General features: G+C 50.0%; 1 tRNA gene and 2 rRNA genes. All 3 read right to left on the bottom strand.

Annotated features, from left to right (window positions below):
- Positions 1–510, bottom strand: a 23S ribosomal RNA gene (locus D8877_RS12220); the annotation flags it as partial.
- Positions 511–637: 127 nt separating this feature from the next.
- Positions 638–710: transfer RNA gene (locus D8877_RS12215), tRNA-Ala, on the bottom strand.
- A 64-nt stretch (positions 711–774) separates the two neighbouring features.
- A 16S ribosomal RNA gene (locus D8877_RS12210) occupies positions 775–1,115 on the bottom strand; the annotation flags it as partial.

Below are 1,115 nucleotides of genomic sequence, written 5' to 3'. Positions count from 1 at the left end.
TCACCTTTCCCTCACGGTACTGGTTCACTATCGGTCACTAGGGAGTATTTAGGGTTGGGAGATGGTCCTCCCAGATTCCGACGGGATTTCACGTGTCCCGCCGTACTCAGGATACTGCTAGGTACAGAATCTATTTAAAATACGAGGCTCTTACTCTCTTTGGCTGACTTTCCCAAGTCATTCTTCTATAAATTCTGAGTCCACATTGCAGTCCTACAACCCCGAAGAGTAAACTCTTCGGTTTGCCCTTCTGCCTCTTCGCTCGCCGCTACTAAGGCAATCGCTTTTGCTTTCTCTTCCTGCAGCTACTTAGATGTTTCAGTTCACTGCGTCTTCCTCCTCATTCCCTTAACAGAAATGGGTAACAGGCATCAACCTGTTGGGTTCCCCCATTCGGACACCCCCGGATCGAAGCTTACTTACAGCTCCCCGAGGCATTTCGTCGTTTGTCACGTCCTTCTTCGGCTCCTAGTGCCAAGGCATCCACCGTGCGCCCTTACTAACTTAACCTTATTTTTGACCTTTCAGTCTTAAACTCATTAATTTTCACAGCGTTTTCGGTTTATTTTCTTGTTACTATTTGATATCGGTATTCAATTTTCAATGGACAAGTTCTTTATCTAGTCAAACTAGATAATGGAGCCTAGCGGGATCGAACCGCTGACCTCCTGCGTGCAAAGCAGGCGCTCTCCCAGCTGAGCTAAGGCCCCACATAGCCCTCTCAAAACTAAACAAGACTCAAGTGCATTCCGTGTGTCCTTACGGACTCCTTAGAAAGGAGGTGATCCAGCCGCACCTTCCGATACGGCTACCTTGTTACGACTTCACCCCAATCATCTATCCCACCTTAGGCGGCTGGCTCCTTGCGGTTACCTCACCGACTTCGGGTGTTACAAACTCTCGTGGTGTGACGGGCGGTGTGTACAAGGCCCGGGAACGTATTCACCGCGGCGTGCTGATCCGCGATTACTAGCGATTCCGACTTCATGTAGGCGAGTTGCAGCCTACAATCCGAACTGAGACTGGCTTTCAGAGATTAGCTTGCCGTCACCGGCTTGCGACTCGTTGTACCAGCCATTGTAGCACGTGTGTAGCCCAGGTCATAAGGGGCATGA

The organism is Streptococcus sanguinis (genome assembly GCF_003943735.1).
In the GTDB taxonomy this organism is placed as follows: domain Bacteria; phylum Bacillota; class Bacilli; order Lactobacillales; family Streptococcaceae; genus Streptococcus; species Streptococcus sanguinis_E.
This window is presented reverse-complemented; position numbering and strand designations above follow the sequence as displayed.